The organism is Streptomyces sp. A0642 (assembly GCF_004795105.1).
In the GTDB taxonomy this organism is placed as follows: domain Bacteria; phylum Actinomycetota; class Actinomycetes; order Streptomycetales; family Streptomycetaceae; genus Streptomyces.
Genome location: NZ_SSBL01000007.1, coordinates 50648 through 66914, shown reverse-complemented (window position 1 = coordinate 66914; position 16267 = coordinate 50648). Strand labels below are relative to the sequence as shown.

The 16267-nt window shown below is 71.5% G+C and carries 14 protein-coding genes; 5 read left to right on the top strand and 9 right to left on the bottom strand.

Annotation, left to right across the window (positions count from 1 at the left end):
* Nucleotides 1–35: 35 nt before the first annotated feature.
* On the bottom strand, nucleotides 36–1340 hold the full coding sequence (locus tag E6R60_RS37960; RefSeq protein ID WP_346766071.1) for a pectate lyase: 1305 nt from the start codon (nucleotides 1338–1340) through the stop codon (nucleotides 36–38).
* A gap of 281 nt (nucleotides 1341–1621) precedes the next feature.
* On the opposite strand from E6R60_RS37960, the gene E6R60_RS15780 reads away from it, so the two are divergent.
* Nucleotides 1622–2266 carry a DUF6629 family protein gene (locus tag E6R60_RS15780; protein WP_136327185.1) on the top strand — a complete coding sequence of 215 codons (645 nt, stop codon included), beginning with the start codon at nucleotides 1622–1624 and terminating at the stop codon, nucleotides 2264–2266.
* A 65-nt stretch (nucleotides 2267–2331) separates the two neighbouring features.
* Here E6R60_RS15780 and E6R60_RS15775 read toward each other — a convergent pair whose 3' ends face one another.
* Together E6R60_RS15775 and E6R60_RS15770 are read right to left on the bottom strand one after the other, a co-directional pair.
* Nucleotides 2332–4032, bottom strand: coding sequence for an acyl-CoA dehydrogenase family protein (locus E6R60_RS15775; RefSeq protein WP_136327184.1), 1701 nt, complete (start codon nucleotides 4030–4032; stop codon nucleotides 2332–2334).
* Between the two features lie 61 nt (nucleotides 4033–4093).
* Nucleotides 4094–4705: a TetR/AcrR family transcriptional regulator gene (locus E6R60_RS15770; protein ID WP_136327183.1), complete on the bottom strand. Its 612-nt coding sequence runs from the start codon at nucleotides 4703–4705 to the stop codon at nucleotides 4094–4096.
* A 450-nt stretch (nucleotides 4706–5155) separates the two neighbouring features.
* On the opposite strand from E6R60_RS15770, the gene E6R60_RS15765 reads away from it, so the two are divergent.
* Nucleotides 5156–5743: a lamin tail domain-containing protein gene (locus tag E6R60_RS15765; RefSeq protein WP_136327182.1), complete on the top strand. Its 588-nt coding sequence runs from the start codon at nucleotides 5156–5158 to the stop codon at nucleotides 5741–5743.
* Nucleotides 5744–5852: 109 nt separating this feature from the next.
* Here the strand turns inward: E6R60_RS15765 and E6R60_RS15760 are convergent, their stop codons facing one another.
* A complete protein-coding gene (locus E6R60_RS15760; protein WP_136327181.1) occupies nucleotides 5853–7877 on the bottom strand; it encodes a SpoIIE family protein phosphatase in 2025 nt (674 codons plus the stop codon).
* A gap of 263 nt (nucleotides 7878–8140) precedes the next feature.
* Here E6R60_RS15760 and E6R60_RS15755 point away from each other — a divergent pair, with 263 nt between their 5' ends.
* Nucleotides 8141–10030 (top strand): rhamnogalacturonan lyase, encoded by a 1890-nt coding sequence (locus tag E6R60_RS15755; RefSeq protein WP_136327180.1) that lies wholly within the window; start codon nucleotides 8141–8143, stop codon nucleotides 10028–10030.
* A 1112-nt stretch (nucleotides 10031–11142) separates the two neighbouring features.
* Entirely contained in the window at nucleotides 11143–11832 is a 690-nt protein-coding gene (locus E6R60_RS15750) for a hypothetical protein (protein WP_136327179.1), read from the top strand.
* Nucleotides 11833–12361: 529 nt separating this feature from the next.
* Here E6R60_RS15750 and E6R60_RS15745 read toward each other — a convergent pair.
* The 5 genes from E6R60_RS15745 to E6R60_RS15725 form a co-directional block, all read right to left on the bottom strand.
* Nucleotides 12362–12601, bottom strand: coding sequence for a hypothetical protein (locus tag E6R60_RS15745; RefSeq protein WP_136327178.1), 240 nt, complete (start codon nucleotides 12599–12601; stop codon nucleotides 12362–12364).
* 4 nt (nucleotides 12602–12605) lie between these two features.
* Entirely contained in the window at nucleotides 12606–13016 is a 411-nt protein-coding gene (locus E6R60_RS15740) for an NUDIX hydrolase (protein WP_136327177.1), read from the bottom strand.
* A 330-nt stretch (nucleotides 13017–13346) separates the two neighbouring features.
* Nucleotides 13347–13523 (bottom strand): hypothetical protein, encoded by a 177-nt coding sequence (locus E6R60_RS36750; RefSeq protein ID WP_168713618.1) that lies wholly within the window; start codon nucleotides 13521–13523, stop codon nucleotides 13347–13349.
* Nucleotides 13524–13654: 131 nt separating this feature from the next.
* Nucleotides 13655–14497 (bottom strand): endonuclease/exonuclease/phosphatase family protein, encoded by an 843-nt coding sequence (locus tag E6R60_RS15730; RefSeq protein ID WP_136327175.1) that lies wholly within the window; start codon nucleotides 14495–14497, stop codon nucleotides 13655–13657.
* Nucleotides 14498–14606: 109 nt separating this feature from the next.
* Nucleotides 14607–15275, bottom strand: a complete 669-nt coding sequence (locus tag E6R60_RS15725; RefSeq protein WP_136327174.1) for an alpha/beta hydrolase family protein — start codon at nucleotides 15273–15275, stop codon at nucleotides 14607–14609.
* A gap of 118 nt (nucleotides 15276–15393) precedes the next feature.
* Between E6R60_RS15725 and E6R60_RS15720 the strand changes: the two genes are divergently transcribed.
* On the top strand, nucleotides 15394–16233 hold the full coding sequence (locus E6R60_RS15720; protein WP_136327173.1) for a helix-turn-helix transcriptional regulator: 840 nt from the start codon (nucleotides 15394–15396) through the stop codon (nucleotides 16231–16233).
* The last annotated feature ends 34 nt before the right edge of the window (nucleotides 16234–16267 follow it).

Below are 16267 nucleotides of genomic sequence, written 5' to 3'. Positions count from 1 at the left end.
TGACCGGGACGGGCGGACCGGTGCGTCACCGGTGATCAGTCGGCATAGGTGATGTCGGACGGGGCGTACAGGCAGTTCGTGCTGTCCGGGCCGGTGCCCGTCTTGGTGGGCTCGCCGCTCGTCACGCCCTTGTACTTGGTGCAGACGTCGATGTCGCGGTCGCCGTCTCCGTAGATCGTCACGCCGGAGAGGCGGGCCGTGTCCCCGTAGTTGGGGTTGATCCCGACGAGACCGTCACCGGGCGCGGTGACCCAGACGTTCTGCACCTGTACGTGGCGGCCGTACTGGGTCGAGCAGTTCCCGCACGAACGGTAGAGCTTGCCGAAGTCCCGGACCTGGAAGTTCTTGATGATCAGGGTGCCTCCGCCGTTGTGCTGGAACACCTTGTCCTGCGCCAGCTTCGCGCCGCCGCCGTCGATCGTGCGCACCAGCGAGGAGGAGCCGCCGAGGAAGGTGGCGGCGTCCTCGCCCACGTCCTCCCACCACACGTTCTTCAGCGTGCAGGCGCCCAGGCAGTGCACACCGTCCGCGGCGGGGGAGCCGAGGATGACGTTTTGCAGCGTGGCGCCGTCCGCGAGCTCGATCAGGGCCGGCTGGTTCTCGTCCTGTCCGTCACTGCCCAGGTCGCCGCTCCCGTAGAAGCGCTTCAGACCGCCGTCGTAGGTGCCGGAGACCTTCATCGTCGCGGAGACGGCCTGGCTGCTGGTGGCCGTCGGCCAGGCGGGCGGCGAGCCCGGGTCGGTGGGCGGGTCGGTCGGCGGATCCGTGGGCGGGTCGGTCGGCGTCGACCCGGCCGGGGTGAACGTCCAGCGCTTGCTGGTCACCGAGTCGCAGGAGTTCTGCTGGACGAGGGCGCCGGCCGCGGTCGAGCCGTCCTTGACGTTCAGGCACTTGCCGCCGTTGGCGTTGACGACCTGGTACGTGCTGCCGCTGACCGGGGTGAGCGTCCACACCTGGCCGGCACCGCCGGTGCAGCTCTGCTGCTCCACGGCCTTGCCCGCACTCGTCGAGGCGCCACGGACCCCGGCGCACTTGGCGCTGTGCGCGGCGGCCAGGGTGAAGCCGCTGCCGGAGGCCTTGAGCTGCCAGGTCTGGTGCGCGGCTCCGCTGCAGGACCGCTGGGCGAGCTGGACGCCGTCGGAGGTTGCCGCGCCGGGGACCTCCAGACACAATCCGCTCGCCGCGTTCGACAGGCTGTACGAGCCGGCTGCGGGGGCCGCCGTTGCCGAACCGGTCGCGAAGAGTGCCGTGAGCCCCGCGAGAACGAGCGAGGCTATGGCGACGAACGCGGCGGCTGCCCGGCCGCCTCTACGTCTGGCATGCTGATTTCTGGTACGCACTGGGTGTTCCTTTCACCGCCTGCGGTGTCCTCCGCAGGCACCAATGAGTGGTTTGGTGCGGTGGTAGGCAATCCCTCGACCATCGGAACGACGTCCCGTGATGTTCCGCATGGTGAACCGAGTTCTTGTATGAGAACAGCGGTGACGGTACGTCAACGGCATGGACCGGTCAAGAAGTCGGAGTGTCATAGGCCGGCGGCGGCCTGGCGGCCCGTAGCGTGACAGAGGGAGCGGCCGCGGCGGAATCCGGCCGCCCGTACGAGAGACCCCCGGGTGACGCCATGTGCTGGAGTGCGACCGCGGACCTCGTCGCGGGCACGGCGATCGCGGCGACCGGCGCGGCCTGTGCGGCACGCACCCGCAGGCTCCGGGACCTGCCGCTCGCGGCGCTGCCGCTGCTCCTGGGGGCGCACCAGATCATCGAGTCCGTGGTCTGGCGGGCGGATGGCGGCACCGGCCCGGTGACTGTGGCCCGGGCGGTCATCGCCCTGCCGGTGCTGGCGCTGTGGGTGCCGCTCGGTGTGCTGTGCGCGGCCCCGTCACAGGCCCGGCGCCGGCTCGTGCTGCCGTCGGCGGTGGGGGCCGCCACCTCGGCGGCGCTCGCGTACAGCCTGGCCACCCGGCCCGTGACGGCGCGGATCAGGGGGCACACACTCGGGTACGTCCTCGACCTGCCGCACCCCGGACTGCTGGTGGCGGGCTACCTCGTGGCCACCGTCGGAGCACTGCTGCTGTCCGGCGACCGGTTGCTGGTGTGGCTCGGCGTGCTGGTCGCGGGCGGGGCCGCCGTCTGCGCGGCGCTGTGGCGCCTGGAGTTCATCTCCACCTGGTGCGCGTTCGCCGCCGTCTGCTCCGTGGTCCTGCTCGGCTGGTCCGGGAGGCGCCCGCCGGGGCCCGCGGACCAGGGGCGGCCTGTCCGCGTGTGACGGGCGGGACGCGGACAGGACCGGGCGGCGGCGCCGTCCGACCGGCACCGGCCCCGCCCGACGCCTCAGCTCTCGCCGCAGTGCCGCGCCACCACAGCCGCCGCGTCCGTGCCCCGCGGCAGAACCCCGTACTGGTGACCACGCGCCTCGCCCAGCCGGGCCGCCACGAAGGCCTCGGCCATCGGCGCCGGCGCGTGACGCAGCATCAGTGAGGCCTGCAGCGCCAGCGCCATGCCCTCGACCGTGGCCCGCGCCCGCGTCTGCGCCGCCACCGGGTCGCGCAGGTCGTCGGCGAGATCCCGCCGGACCCGGCCGATGTGCGCGTCCAGCACGGCGCTGACCCCGGACGTGCCGTCCAGCTCGGCCCAGAACGCCTCGAGGGACTGCGGGCTCCGGGCGATCCCGCGCAGCACGTCGAGGGCGATGACGTTGCCCGAGCCCTCCCACACGGCCATCACCGGCTGCTCGCGGTAACGGCGGGCCAGGGGCCAGTCCTCCGTGTAGCCGTTGCCGCCGAGGCACTCCAGCGCCTCGTAGGCGTGCTGCGGGCCCCGCTTGCAGATCCAGTACTTCGAGACCGCGGTGGCCAGCCGCCGGAACAGCACCTCCTGCTCGCCGCCGTCCGCCTCGTAGGCATGGGCCAGCCGCATCGACGTCCAGGTCGCCGCCTCCGTCTCCAGCGCGAGGTCCGCCAGGACCGCGGTCATGGCCGGCTGGTCGGCGAGACGTGCGCCGAACGCGCTGCGGTGGCGTGCGTGCCAGATCGCCTCGGACACCGACTGGCGCATGCCCGCCGTGGTGCCGAGCACGCAGTCAAGACGGGTGTGGTTGACCATCTCGATGATCGTGGGCACGCCCCGGCCGGGCTCTCCGACCCGTACGGCCCAGGTGCCGTCGAACTCGACCTCGGCGGAGGCGTTCGACTTGTTGCCGAGCTTGTTCTTCAGCCGCTGGACGCGGAGGGTGTTGCGTCTCCCGTCGGGCAGCACCCGGGGGACCAGGAAACAGCCGAGGCCCGCCTCCGCCTGCGCGAGGACGAGGAAGGCGTCCGACTGCGGGGCGGAGAAGAACCACTTGTGACCCGTCAGAAGATGCGCCCGGCCGTCCGCGTCGGACGCCACCGGGACGGCCCGGGTCGTGTTGGCACGCACGTCGGAGCCGCCCTGCTTCTCCGTCATCCCCATGCCGAAGGTCAGGCCGGCCTTGCCGGCCGGGGCGATCGGCCGCGGGTCGTAGACGCGGCTCAGCAGGCCGGGCAGCCACTCCCGGCCCACCTCGGGGTCGCGCTGCAGGACCGGGACCACGGCATGCGACATGGACATCGGACAGGCGTGACCCGGTTCGATCTGGGCGAAGAGCATGAAGGTCGCCGCCCGTGCGACGGCGGCGCCGGGCCTGGGGTCGGCCCAGCCCGCCGTGTGCGCGCCGTGGCCCACGGCCGCGCCGATGACCTGGTGATACGCGGGATGGAACTCGATCTCGTCGATCCGGTTGCCGTACCGGTCGTGGGTGCGCAGCACGGGCGGGGAGGTGTGGGCGAGTTCGGCGTCGCGCTGGAACGTCTCCGAGCCGACCAGCCCGCCGATCCCGTGCAGCTCCTTCCCGTGCCACTCCGCACCGAACGCGGCGACGGCCTCGACCAGGGGTGCGTTGGCGCCGTACTCGTCGAGGCCCGCGCGGGGCGGCGCCTGGTTGGAGACCTCGTGCGTGCCGTGCGGCGCCGCAAAGGGCGTGGCCGGGCCGGCCGGAGGTGCGGTGGCGGTCATCTCGGGGCTCCTGTCTGAGGGTTCGGGACATGCGGCGCGCAGGCGGGGCGGTCCGGCCGGGTCAGCCGGCGGGGGCTCCGACCGCGCGGAGGCACAGCGCCGTGATGCCGTCCACCACCGGCCCGGGGTCGGTGCGCTCGCCGACGGGGGAGAGCGGGCCGAGCAGCGCCTCGCTGACCGCCCCGATGACGGCGGCCGCCGAGAGCCGGGGGTTCTGCTCGGGCAGCTCACCCGTGGCCACGCCTGCCGCGACGACGGATTCGGCCAGCGCGTGGTACCCCCGCCGATACGTCAGCCGTTCCTGCTCGACGAGCGGATCGACCGGCTCGGCCAGCAGCGCCCACGCCGTGCGCGGCGTGCGCAGCGCCCGGTACGAGAACACCTCGACCAGTGCCCGCACCTGCTGCGCCGCCCCGCTTCCCGCCCGCACCGCCTCCCGCACCGCGTCCAGTTCGTGACCGGCGACATGGCGGAAGACCGCGGCCAGCAGTTCCTGCTTGGAGGTGAAGTGGTTGTAGACGCTGCCGGTGGCGACTCCGGCACGGTCGGCGAGCGCGGCGATGCTCGCCGCGGCGTAACCGCCCTCGGCGAGCAGTTGCCGTGCGGCGTCCAGCAGCCGCTCCCGGTGGGCGAGCCGGGTCGCCTCGGTGCGAGGGGTGGACCGGTAGGCCATGATGATCTGAACCTCGATTCATAGCTTCGTGCGTCACTCAACCATGCGTGGCCGAGCGGCGCAATCACTTGATCCGGCCACTGACCGAGGGAACGCCCGTTCCGCTTTCCATGGGTAATGGAACGGCCGTTCGCCTCCGGCTGGGCCGGGGCTGTTACAGGCTGCAGGGGGGTGGCGCAGGGTGGCCCGGGCGGGGGCGCGGTCGCGCGTCGGTGGCCGTCAACCGGGTGCCGGGCGGGTGGATGCAGCAGGCAGGAATTGACAGGTACCCGGAGGTCTGGGTACATGCCGCCTACAGTCGCCCGTGACAGAAATGTCCGTACTTCGTCACACGTACCGGGGCGCGGCCCGTCCACCCGGCAACTAGTTCAAAGTTTGCCTTCCCGGTATCACTCCGGGGCCGAACAACGCCCGGACCGCACGGCCCGGGCCCGCACTTGAGGGGTCTTCATGTCCCGTTCCGCACGACGGATCACCGCTGCCGTTCTCGCCGCCGGCGCCCTTGTCGCCGCTGCCGCCCTTCCGGCGGTCGCGGACGACCACGACCACGGACGCGGTCACGACCGCGACCACAGCCACGGACGCGGTCACGACCACGGACGCGGTCACGACCACGGACGCGGTCACGACCGCGGCCACGACCACGGCGACGGCCGCGACCGCGGTCACGGTCACGCCGTGCGGTCGGCCGTCGTTCTGGGCAAGATCCAGTACAACAGCCCCGGTCGCGACAACGGCTCGAACCGGAGCCTGAACGGCGAGTGGGTCACCGTCACCAACACCGGCCGCCACGCGGTCAACCTGCGCGGCTGGACCCTCCGCGACGAGAGCCACCGCACCTACCGGTTCGACCTGCGCCTGCCCGGCCGTTCCTCGGTGCGGGTGCACACCGGCGCCGGCCGTGACAGCCGGACCGACGTCTACCAGGACCTCCGCCGCTACGTCTGGGACAACAGCGACACGGCGACCCTGCGGGACGCGTACGGCTACAAGGTCGATTCCAAGTCCTGGGGCCACCGCTACGGTGGCCACCGCTGATCCGTCGGCGGCCGTCCTCTGAACCCGGGGCGGCTGCCGCCGCCCCGGACGCGGCGCACCACGGCCCGACCGCCGTGGTGCGCCGCACCCATGTCCCCGTGCCGGGCCGTCAGGGGGCGTCGTCGGCCGGGATCTCCTGCTCGGTCCACAGGGCCTTCCCGCCGGCGCCGTACCGGGTGCCCCAGTGCGTGGCGAGCTGGGAGACGATGAACAAGCCCCGGCCGCCCTCGTCGACGGTGCGGGCGTGCCGCAGGTGCGGTACCACCGGGCTGGTGTCGTGGACCTCGCAGGTGAGGCTGCGGTCGAGCAGGAGCCGCAGCCGCAGGGGCGGGGTTCCGTAGCGGACCGCGTTGGTGATCAGCTCGCTCACGATCAGTTCCGTCGCCTCGATCGTGTCCTCGCCGAGGTTCCAGCCCTCGAGCCGGTCGCGGACCAGGGTGCGGGCCATGGCCGGCGTGGTCCGGTCATGGGTCAGCTCCCAGGTCGCGACCCGGTCGGGCGGCACCACACCCGTCCTGGCGAGCAGGAGGGCGGCGCCGTCCGGGTGCGTTTCGGCGGGCAGGTGGTAGACGACGGCGTCGCACAGCTCCTTCAGGGGCCGGTCCGGACGGGCGAGGGCGTCCTGCACCCCGGCCACCGACCGGTCGGCGGACAGCAGCGCTTCCGTGAGGAAGGCGAGCACACTGCCCTCTTCCAGTTCGACGGTCGCGGTGGCGAACGGGGCGCTGTCCTCGGAGAACAGCGGCGGTCCCTCGGGTACGTCCACGGGGACCGGGCGGCCGTCCGGAGCGACCGCGACGGGAGCCGGATGCCCCGCCCGCGCCATCGTGCAGGTGCGGGTGAACGGGTCGTAGACCGCGTACAGGCACGTCGCCGTCAATGTCTGGTGGTGCAGCGAGTCGCCCGGCGGCAGGGACCTGCGTTCCAGGGCGAGCCGGTCGGCCGTCTCGTTGAGCCGGGCCAGGACCTCGTCGGGCTGCAGGTCCAGGCCCGCCAGAGCGTGGATGACCGTCCGGAGCTGGCCCATGGTGATGGCGGTCTGGAGTCCCTGCCCCGCCACGTTGCCGATGACCAGCGCCGTTCGCGCACCGGACAGACCGATCGTGTCGAACCAGCAGCCGCTGTTGTGTCCGGGAAGCAGCACATGTGCGGTCTCGACGGCGATCCGGAGACGGTCGTCCTGCGGCAGCAGCCGACGCTGGACGGTCGACGCGATCACATGGTCACGGGCGTAGCGGAGCGCGTTCTCGATACTGAGGGCGGCGTGGGCGGCGGCGGTCACCGCGAGGGTGAGGTCGTAGGCGTCGTACGGTTCGGCGTCCTGGTTCCGGTAGAGGCTCACCAGCCCGAGTACGCCGCCGTGCAGTTTCAGCGGAACCACGATCAGCGAGTGGGCGCCCGTCGTCTCGGTCAGCCGTGCCGTGGCGGGGTCCGTGCCGAGCCAGGGGGTGTTCCGGTCCAGTGCGATGAGGCGGGGGCGGAGATCGGTGACGGCGAGCGCGAAGGGGGTGTGCTCGGGCAGCCGCCGCAACTCGCCGACCAGGTCGTCCGACTCCGTCCCCCGCACGGCGGCACGGCGCAGGGGCACATCGGGTTTCAGCGGACTGAGCGGCGGTTCCGCCCCTCTCAGGACCTCGTCGACCATCTCGACCACGGCGAACTGGGCGAACTGCGGCACCAGGGCCGCCACGAGCCCTTCGCAGGTCGTCGCCACGTCGAGTGAGCGGCCGACCTCCTTGCGCACGGACTCCAGACACTTCGACCTGGCCTGGGCCTTCACCCGCTCGTTGACGTCGACCACCGCCGCCAGCAGCCCGAGCGGCCGTCCGGAGGCATCGTCCAAGCGGTGGAGGGTCACCGTCAGACTGCGGCCGGGCCCGGGCGCACCCGCGAGCCGCCCTCGGATCATCTGGTTCAGAACGGGGCTTCCGCTCTCCAGAACCCCGCGCAGCAGCCGCTCGGCCTCCTCGGGGTCCTCGAGCCGGTACGCCTCGGTGAAGTGCAGCCCCACGATCCGGTCCGTGGGGACCGAGTCCGACAGCGCGTTGACGCGCACCACCCGCAGTTCCGTGTCCAGGACGTGCAGTCCCACCGCGGACTGACTGAACAGTGTGTCCAGGAGTGCGCCCGCCATCCCGTCGGGCAGGGGCGTCCCTGGGCCCGGTGCACCGGCGTCCGGCACGTCGCACCCCCAGCATCTGGCTCCGCCATCCCTGCGCATCGGCAGCTCTGCGGACAGCCTGCGCACCCTCCGCCCGGCCCGCCACCGCGCCGGGGCAGACGGGTGAAGCCGGTTCGTGCGGACCGGCTCACATCCGGTGGGCGGGGACGGCAACCTTTCCGGGCCGGGCGGGCACTGAGGTGTACCCGACACCCCCACTCCGGAAGGCACACCCCGTGGCTCCTGAGCATCCCCGTTCCCCCCGCAGACGCCGCACCACCCGTACCCGGACCGTGCTCGGCGCCGTCACGGCGGGCCTGCTGGCCGCCGCCGGACTGATCGTCACCGGACAGACGTCCCAGGCCGCGACCGCACGCCAGGCCGAGGCTCTGGACCGGGGCGTCGTCAGCGTCCACACCGACGCGGGCAACCTGATCAGCTGGCGCTGGCTCGCCACCGACGCCGACGACGTGTCCTTCAACGTGTACCGGGCGGGCACCAGGGTCAACGCCTCACCGGTCACGGGCTCGACGAACTACTTCCACGCCGGGGCCCCGAACTCGGCCGACTACACGGTGCGCGCGATCGTCGGCGGCGTCGAGCAGGGCGACTCGGTGCACGCCATCCAGTTCCGCAGCGGTTACAAGGACGTGCCCCTCAGCCCGCCCGCCGGCGGCACGACCCCGGACGGCGTCGCCTACACCTACGAGGCCAACGACGCGTCCGTCGGCGATCTCGACGGGGACGGGGCGCTCGACTTCGTACTGAAGTGGCAGCCCACCAACGCCAAGGACAACTCCCAGTCCGGGTACACGGGCAACACGATCGTCGACGGGATCAAGCTCGACGGCACCCGGCTGTGGCGCGTCGACCTGGGCCGCAACATCCGCTCGGGCGCGCACTACACGCAGTTCCAGGTGTACGACTACGACGGCGACGGCAAGACCGAGGTCGCGATGAAGACCGCGGACGGCAGCGTCGACGGAAGGGGCACGGTGATCGGCAGTGCGTCGGCCGACCACCGCAACGCGTCCGGCTACATCCTGTCCGGCCCCGAATACCTGACCATGTTCAACGGGCAGACGGGAGCCGCCATGGGCACCGTCGACTACGTCCCCGCGCGCGGCACCGTCTCGTCCTGGGGCGACAGCTACGGCAACCGCGTCGACCGCTTCCTCGCCGGCACCGCCTACCTCGACGGCTCCCGGCCCTCGCTGATCATGGCCCGCGGCTACTACACGCGTACCGTGATCGCCGCCTGGGACTGGCGCAACGGGGCGTTCACCCGGCGCTGGACCTTCGACACCAACAGTTCGACCAACTCCGGCAAGGGGTACGACGGCCAGGGCAACCACCAGCTGTCGGTCGCCGACGTGGACGCCGACGGCAAGGACGAGATCGTCTACGGTTCCATGGCCGTCGACGACAACGGCAACGCCCTGTGGACCACGAAGAACGGCCACGGCGACGCCATGCACGTCGGCGACCTGGACCCGTCCCGCGCCGGCCTCGAGGAGTTCAAGGTCGACGAGGACGGCTCCAAACCCTCGTCATGGATGGCGGACGCGAGGACCGGCCGGCTCCTCTGGACGACGCCGGCCGACGGCGACAACGGACGCGGCGTCAGCGACGACATATGGTCCGGCAGCGCCGGCGCCGAGTCCTGGTCGTCCGCGGCCGACGGGGTACGCGACCCGAAGGGGACCGTCGTCGCGAGCCGCAAGCCGTCCAGCACCAACTTCCTGTCCTGGTGGGACGGCGACACCACGCGGGAACTCCTCGATGGCACCCACATCGACAAGTTCGGCACCTCCGGCGACACCCGGCAGCTGACCGGGGCGTCGGTCCACTCGAACAACGGGACCAAGGCCACCCCCGCCCTCTCGGGCGACCTGTTCGGCGACTGGCGCGAGGAAGTGGTCTGGGCGACCACGGACAACACCGCGCTGCGGATCTACTCCACGCCGTACGAAACCGGCACGAAGATCACCACCCTGCTCCACGACACCGCCTACCGCACGGCGCTGGCCTGGCAGAACACCGCGTACAACCAGCCCCCGCACCCGAGCTTCTTCATCGGCAGCGGGATGGCGAAGGCGCCCCGGCCCACGGTGACGACCCCCTAGCCGGGTACACGTGTCCCGAGAGCCCCCGTGAGAGGGCGGTCGGAGTGGGTTGCTCCGACCGCCCTCTCATGCCGTTGAGCTGCTGGGGAGAATCTGGGGGGATCCGCCGGGAAGTCGCGGCCCTGGGGGCGGAGGGCCGGGGCCCGTCGGCCGCCTGTGCCGGCGCGGCCCGTGCGCCACTCCGAGCTCGCGAACCGATGCCCCGCCTCCGGTCGGGAACCGCCCGAGCGCGGCCCGGCCGCGGTTCGGACCATGCCCACCGGGAGATACCCATGACCGGCCCCAGCAGCAGCCCTCGCGGAGAACACACCGGATGCCCCGGAACCCGATGGGAATACCGGACTGTGGTGGACCGGCGAGCAGGTCATCGCCGACGACGCACCCCAACCCCGGCCAGCCGGGCTGCGCGGCGAGCAGCACGGAGGAAGAAATGACGGCCCGCACCCCCTGCCAGCCGTCCGACGTTCCGGATGTCCGAGAAGAGTCTGATGGATCGGGTGCCGGGCAGGCATAGTGCTGACGTTCTTGTGCTTTATGGCCCGGGGGGAGCTGCCATGAGCTATCTACCTATCGAGGTTGTCCGTGCAAGTGCCGCGACGTACCGCGCACGAGTCACGAACTCCTGCGGTACGGCGTTGAGCCCCGACGAGGCGACTGCCGTGGGGAGGCAAGCCGCCCGGGCTGCGGCCCGGCAAGCCGTCCACGAGACTCTCACCGAAGCATGGATGCCACTTTTCCTTGTGGGGGTACTCCTTGTTTCCATTCCCCTTCCCTGGCTCGCCCGCTTGGACCCGGATAGCACCTTCGGGTGGCCCCCTCCCTTCTCCTGGGTCCAACATGTCATCACCACGAACGATGCTCCCACTCCGCGCTCTGCGTCGTTCTGGAGCGGCTACGCCTTGATTTTCATGACCATGGTCGCTCTCTTCGTGGCGGTTCTCCCCGCCAGGCCGGGAGCTGCGCGAAGCCTGCGAAGGGGGCGTCTGGGCACGCTCCACGTTCTGGCCCTGGCCCTCGTTACAGCCTCGGTACTTCTCTTCGCGATCTCGGGAGGCGCTGACGGGGGCGAATGGCCCAGCGCCCGAGAGATCTTGGCAAGATGGTCCGCTATCTTGACCTTTATCTCTTTGCTCGTCATTGCCTTCTTTGTGTGCGTTGTGCTGGGCGTGACGATAATTCCAGCCTTAGTCGAATGGGTGACCCGTCCCGTCCTGCGCCCCTACGACCTACTGCTCCTTGCGCTCGTTGACGCCTGCTTCAAGACGCACGTTCACCGTGACACCTGGTTCCGCCGGCAATCACGGACCGAAGTGGAAGCTGCCGTGGAGCATGCCGCCCGCGAGGCGGAACGGTCCGTGTCGGCCTGGTTGTTTCCCGGCGGGCGCCGATCCGCCCGGGCTGACTTACGGCGAGTCGCCACGGTCATACGCCGGCACAAGGCCCCGATAGCCCGAGCCAGCGGCCCGTCTTCTTTCGATCTCGTCGCCCAGTCCCTCTGGTCCGGGGTGGTAGCGCTGATCGGTGACGACTGGGAGGCCCTGACCGCGGCCGCTCCGCCCGTGACTGCCCTTTCCCGGATTCGTAGGGTCGCGGGCGCGGTATGGACTCCGACAGTCCTTTTTGCCGCTGCCATCGCGCTGCCATGGATTCCAGGGCTGACACAGGCCCCCGCGTTGGTGGACGGAGCGCGGGTCACCCTTGTCATCACTGCTGTACTCGGCCTTGTCCTGCCCCGTGACGCCTCGGGGAGAAGCGCCGCCATCGACGCGATCAAATCCCTGACCTTCCGCGCCGAAAAGTAGGGACGAGGGGGAGCAGGCGTGCGCGGCCGTCGGCTCGCGCTGCGCTGCGGCCGAACGTCGTGCTCGTAGGGGGTCAGCGCCAGACCCAGCGCGAACCGATCGCTCGAGGCTCGGGCGACGTGGCGCATCGCGGCATCCGGGTGAACCCTGTCCGTGCGACGGCAACCCACCAGCCTGTCGCGCCGTAACGAAGACATGACAGGGATCGTTCGAATCATCGACGCGTAGGAGCCCTTCCGGTAGCTGAGCCGAGGCTGCCCGGGGACCGTCGGCTGCGTGAAGGTAGGACTCAAGCGGTTCGAGGAACGTGGGGGAGAGGCTGGGGGCTCGTCGAAGCGCACCCCATGCACGTGGGCGAGAAGGCGCACGAGGGGTCTCGCCCGGATTCGAGGATGTCAGGGCCTCCGCCTTTGCGGTCTGTGCAGAGGCGGGGAGGAGGCGACCGGATCAAGGCGCCGCCCCGCGCCACGGCCCGATGCACTGCGACGCCCCGGGCCGTTGAAGCGGGGGCGCGTTCACATGTCCGGGATCAGACCTTCCCGCCGCTGAAGAGGCCGGCGACCAGAACGACCAGGGCCGGCGTCACCATCAGGCCGGTGATCCAATGGATGGCCCCCGCGAGCCACGCCAGGAGCCCGATGACGACCATGATCGGCAGACCGATGCCCACCATGAGCGCCCACGTCAGGCCCAGCCCGGCCCGGGTGCCATCGCCCAGGCAATCAGCCCCACCGCGGACGGCGCTCCGTCCGGCGGTTCTCCGCCGCATGCGGTCACCGCGGCAACGCCTCGTCGAGGTACTGGTGGACCGGCCCGAACAGGCCGTAGGGCACGTAGTCGTCGATCTGCGCATGCGCGACCCAGGCAACCTCGGTGATCTCCTCCGGGGCACCGATGCCCGCGGTGCCGGAGACCGGATCGCACGCCACATACGTCATGTGGCGGCCGGTGTTCGGGTGCACCCGTTCGCCGAGAACGCGGACGGCTTCGACCTCCAGCCCGACCTCCTCGGACGTCTCCCGGACCGCGGTCTGCTCCGGCGACTCGCCGGCCTCGATGCCGCCGCCGGGGAACGCCCACAGCAGCTTCCCCTCCCGCTCGCGCCGGCGAATCATGAGGACCCTGCCGCCGTCCACGATGATCGCCGCGGAGATGCCCTGCCGGGTGTCGGTCTGCTCGGTCACGCGGCCTCCGAGGCAGTCGGAATCGGCGGGCAGAGGCGGGCGGCCGGGATCAAGCGGGTCAGGTGCGCGAGCGGCACCCAGGCGACGTCGACGTTCTCGACCGTGTCTCGGTCGGTGGCTTCACCGGCAAGATAGCCGCAGAGGACGTGCCCCGCGAGCGCCCGCGTTTTCGGGTGGATGCGGCTGCCCCACTCTTGCCGGCGTCCAGCCCCTTCACGAGCGAGGGACGTTCGGCTTGCCGGATCGGCAGATGCCCGGGACCTGTGAAGCTGTTGGCGCATCGAGCCGCCTGGCAGCGGTCGATGAGAGGCACTGACCATCAGCCGCAGGTCACGCCGCCTCAGCGCCGTCGCCCCGCACCACAGCCGCCCACTCCGCGAGGAGGCGCTCGTACTCCCGCCGCCCCTCCGGCGACAATCGGCCGCCCCGCTCCCACAGCGCGCGGATGTCCGCGTTCACCGCGGCCAGCGAGCGCACAGGTGTGGCACGCGAAGAGGCAGAGGGCATGCGCCGATTCTACGCCGTGGGGCTGACAATGGCACCGACGCCGTCGAGTGGGTGATGCCACAGCCAGGCCCGCGGAGGCTCCCGACCGGCGTGGGGCGCCCCCGCAGACCCCTGGGCCGCGCCGGAACGCGCTACGACCGCCTCAGATCGGCCCGCACCAGATCGTGGTCCGAGTACGGAGTGAGATGCACACCCTGCTCGAGCGAGGTGAAGCCGCGCAGGAAGACGTAGTCGAACTTGCTGTGCCAATCGGTGGTCGGCTCGCACCTGCCGGACGCCGAAGGACCGCACCCGGCGTCCGCGTCCGCGAACAGCTTCCACATTCCGGCGAGTTCGGCGGCATCCGGGACCGCGTTGAAGTCACCGAGAACAATCGCGCGGTCATGCCGGGCGACCGCCTTCGCGAGTACGCCCGTCTGCTTCATGCGGACCGATTCCTGACTCCGCTGGGCAAGGTGCGTGTTGAAGACCCGGACGGCCCGGCCGTCCACGAGGGTGGTGACGGCCATGTAGCCGCGGTCCTCGGAACCGCCTTCGGGGTACTCCACGTTCACACGGCCGGTCATCGGAGCGGCCGAGAGGATGGCCTGACCGAAACCCCCCGGGGCCCACGGCACTCCGCCGCAGCGGCTCCAACTCCGCAGAACCGATCCGTACTCGACGTGGTAGACCAGCCCGTACCGATACCGCAGATGATCCCGGATCCTCTCGACATCACCCACGCACGCTTCCTGCAGGCCGATGACCTGAGGCGCGTACGCGGCGATCTCCGCCGCCCGGCCGGCGTTCTGGCCGCTCCCCTTGCAGGGGTTGCAGATGTTCCACGTCATGACGCGGTTCGGGACGGCCTTCCCGGGAGCATCGGCCGGCGGCGGCCCGGCGAGGCCGCCGCCGTTCGGTGCGCTGCGGCCGAGGAGCAGTACGCAGGCCACGACCAGCGCGCCCGCGAGCGCCCGCGCACCGGTACCGGTCACCTTCGCCTCCTCGGAGCAGAGACATCCGCCCTCATGCGCGGTCTCCCCGGAAGAGGTTAGGTGACGGGTTGTAGGCAGCGCATGAGGTGCCTCGCCGCCGGCGGCATCGTCATCCGCCGAGCAGCAGCGCGGCGACCGCTTCCGGGGCTTCGTGCATGGCGTCGTGTCCGGTGGGGAGTTCGTGGACACGCCACGCGGGGTCGGCCCGCAGGCGGGTGCGGAGAGCGGCGAACGGCGTGCGGTCCTCCCAGCCGGAGCAGTAGACGAACTCCCGCCGGGTGACCCGCTCGTGCGCGCCGGTGAGCCGGATGGTCTGCACGAACGACGCCAGGGGATGCGGCCGGCGGCGGGGATCACCGTCGCCCGGCGGCCGGACGGCGTAGCCGGTGGCTGCCGCGCCGGCGGCGAAGACGTCCCGGAAGTGCGCGTTCGTCGACGACCAGCACGACTCGCCGTCGCGCGGTACGTAGGCGTCGAGATGCACGAGGCGTGAGATGCGGCCGGCCGCGCGGTCGGCGGCGGCGGCGATCACCATCCCGGCGTAGCTGTGGCCGACCAGCGTCGCGTCGGTGACGCGGTGACGGTCGAGGAGCCGCAGCACGTCGTCGGCGTGGGTGTCGAGGTTGGCGCTCGCGACCGTCGAGCGGTCGTCGTCCGGCCGCAGACCCGTCAGGGTCAGGGCGTGAACCGTGTGACCGGCACGCTCCAGCAGCGGAGTCACCGCCTCGAACGACCAGGAGCCCTTCCACGCGCCCGGTACAAGGACGAACGTCGTCATGCGTTTCCCCTTCTCTCGCGCCGCGGCATCGAGCCACGCTGCCCCACCGCCGGAGGCCGCTGCACGAACGAGTCTCACCGGGGCGGGGGACGGCGTGCCACCGCTAAGGTGCCAACTGATGCCTGTTCGCCGCCAACCTCGTCCGGCCGCCGGTGTGACGTCGCACGTGTGGCCGTCCGGCGGGCGCCACCTGTGGCCGTCCGGGGAAGCGAGCACGGCCCAGTCGCACGCGCGGGGCCACCTGGTCTACGCGGCCGACGGCGTGCTGGCGGTCCACACCGAGCGCGGCACCTCGATCGTTCCCGCCAACCGGGTCGCCTGGACGCCCGCCGGCTTCACGCACTACCACCGCGCCCACGGCGACACCGACATGCGCATCGTCTTCCTCGCCCCCTCGCTCGCCCGGCTCATGCCGGACCGCCCGGCGGTGTTCGGCGTCTCCGGCCTCTCCCGCGAGGTCCTGCGCGCCCTGACCGGTCCCTCCCACGACGGCGCGCCGGGCTACAGCCGCCCGGCGCGCACGCGCCTCCTTCACGTCCTCGTCGACGAGCTCAGGGAAGTGGACGAACAGCCCCTGCACCTGCCGGAGCCACGTGACGACCGCCTGCGAACCGTCGCGCGACTGCTGTACGAGGCACCGGCCGACAACTCCACGCTGGCCGAGCTCGGGAAGGCGGCCGGGGCCGGGGCCCGCACCCTCAGCCGGCTGTTCCGCGAGGAACTCGGCATGACCTTCTACGAGTGGCGCACGCAACTGCGCATCCACCACGCGCTCGTGCTCCTGGCCGACGGCCACGACACCACCCGGACCGCCGCCGCCTGCGGATGGGCCAACCCGAGCAGCTTCATCACGGCGTTCACCCGGGTCATGGGAACGACTCCGGGCCGCTACCGTGCCGGCCCCCGGGCCGCCACCCACGCCCCACGACTTCCGGAGCCCGTCGACTCCTCGGAGTGATGCGGAAGCGCCCCGGCCGGAGGACGGACCCAAC

What these genes read in the sequence shown, in the direction of transcription:
- E6R60_RS15780 (WP_136327185.1), top strand. Translation starts at nt 1,622, where the DNA reads ATGTGCTGGAGTGCGACCGCGGACCTCGTCGCGGGCACGGCGATCGCG.
- E6R60_RS15760 (WP_136327181.1), bottom strand. Translation starts at nt 7,877, where the DNA reads ATGGCGGGCGCACTCCTGGACACACTGTTCAGTCAGTCCGCGGTGGGA.
- E6R60_RS15775 (WP_136327184.1), bottom strand. Translation starts at nt 4,032, where the DNA reads ATGACCGCCACCGCACCTCCGGCCGGCCCGGCCACGCCCTTTGCGGCG.
- E6R60_RS36750 (WP_168713618.1), bottom strand. Translation starts at nt 13,523, where the DNA reads ATGCCCTCTGCCTCTTCGCGTGCCACACCTGTGCGCTCGCTGGCCGCG.
- E6R60_RS15720 (WP_136327173.1), top strand. Translation starts at nt 15,394, where the DNA reads ATGCCTGTTCGCCGCCAACCTCGTCCGGCCGCCGGTGTGACGTCGCAC.
- E6R60_RS15725 (WP_136327174.1), bottom strand. Translation starts at nt 15,275, where the DNA reads ATGACGACGTTCGTCCTTGTACCGGGCGCGTGGAAGGGCTCCTGGTCG.
- E6R60_RS15765 (WP_136327182.1), top strand. Translation starts at nt 5,156, where the DNA reads ATGTCCCGTTCCGCACGACGGATCACCGCTGCCGTTCTCGCCGCCGGC.
- E6R60_RS15770 (WP_136327183.1), bottom strand. Translation starts at nt 4,705, where the DNA reads ATGGCCTACCGGTCCACCCCTCGCACCGAGGCGACCCGGCTCGCCCAC.
- E6R60_RS15745 (WP_136327178.1), bottom strand. Translation starts at nt 12,601, where the DNA reads ATGCGGCGGAGAACCGCCGGACGGAGCGCCGTCCGCGGTGGGGCTGAT.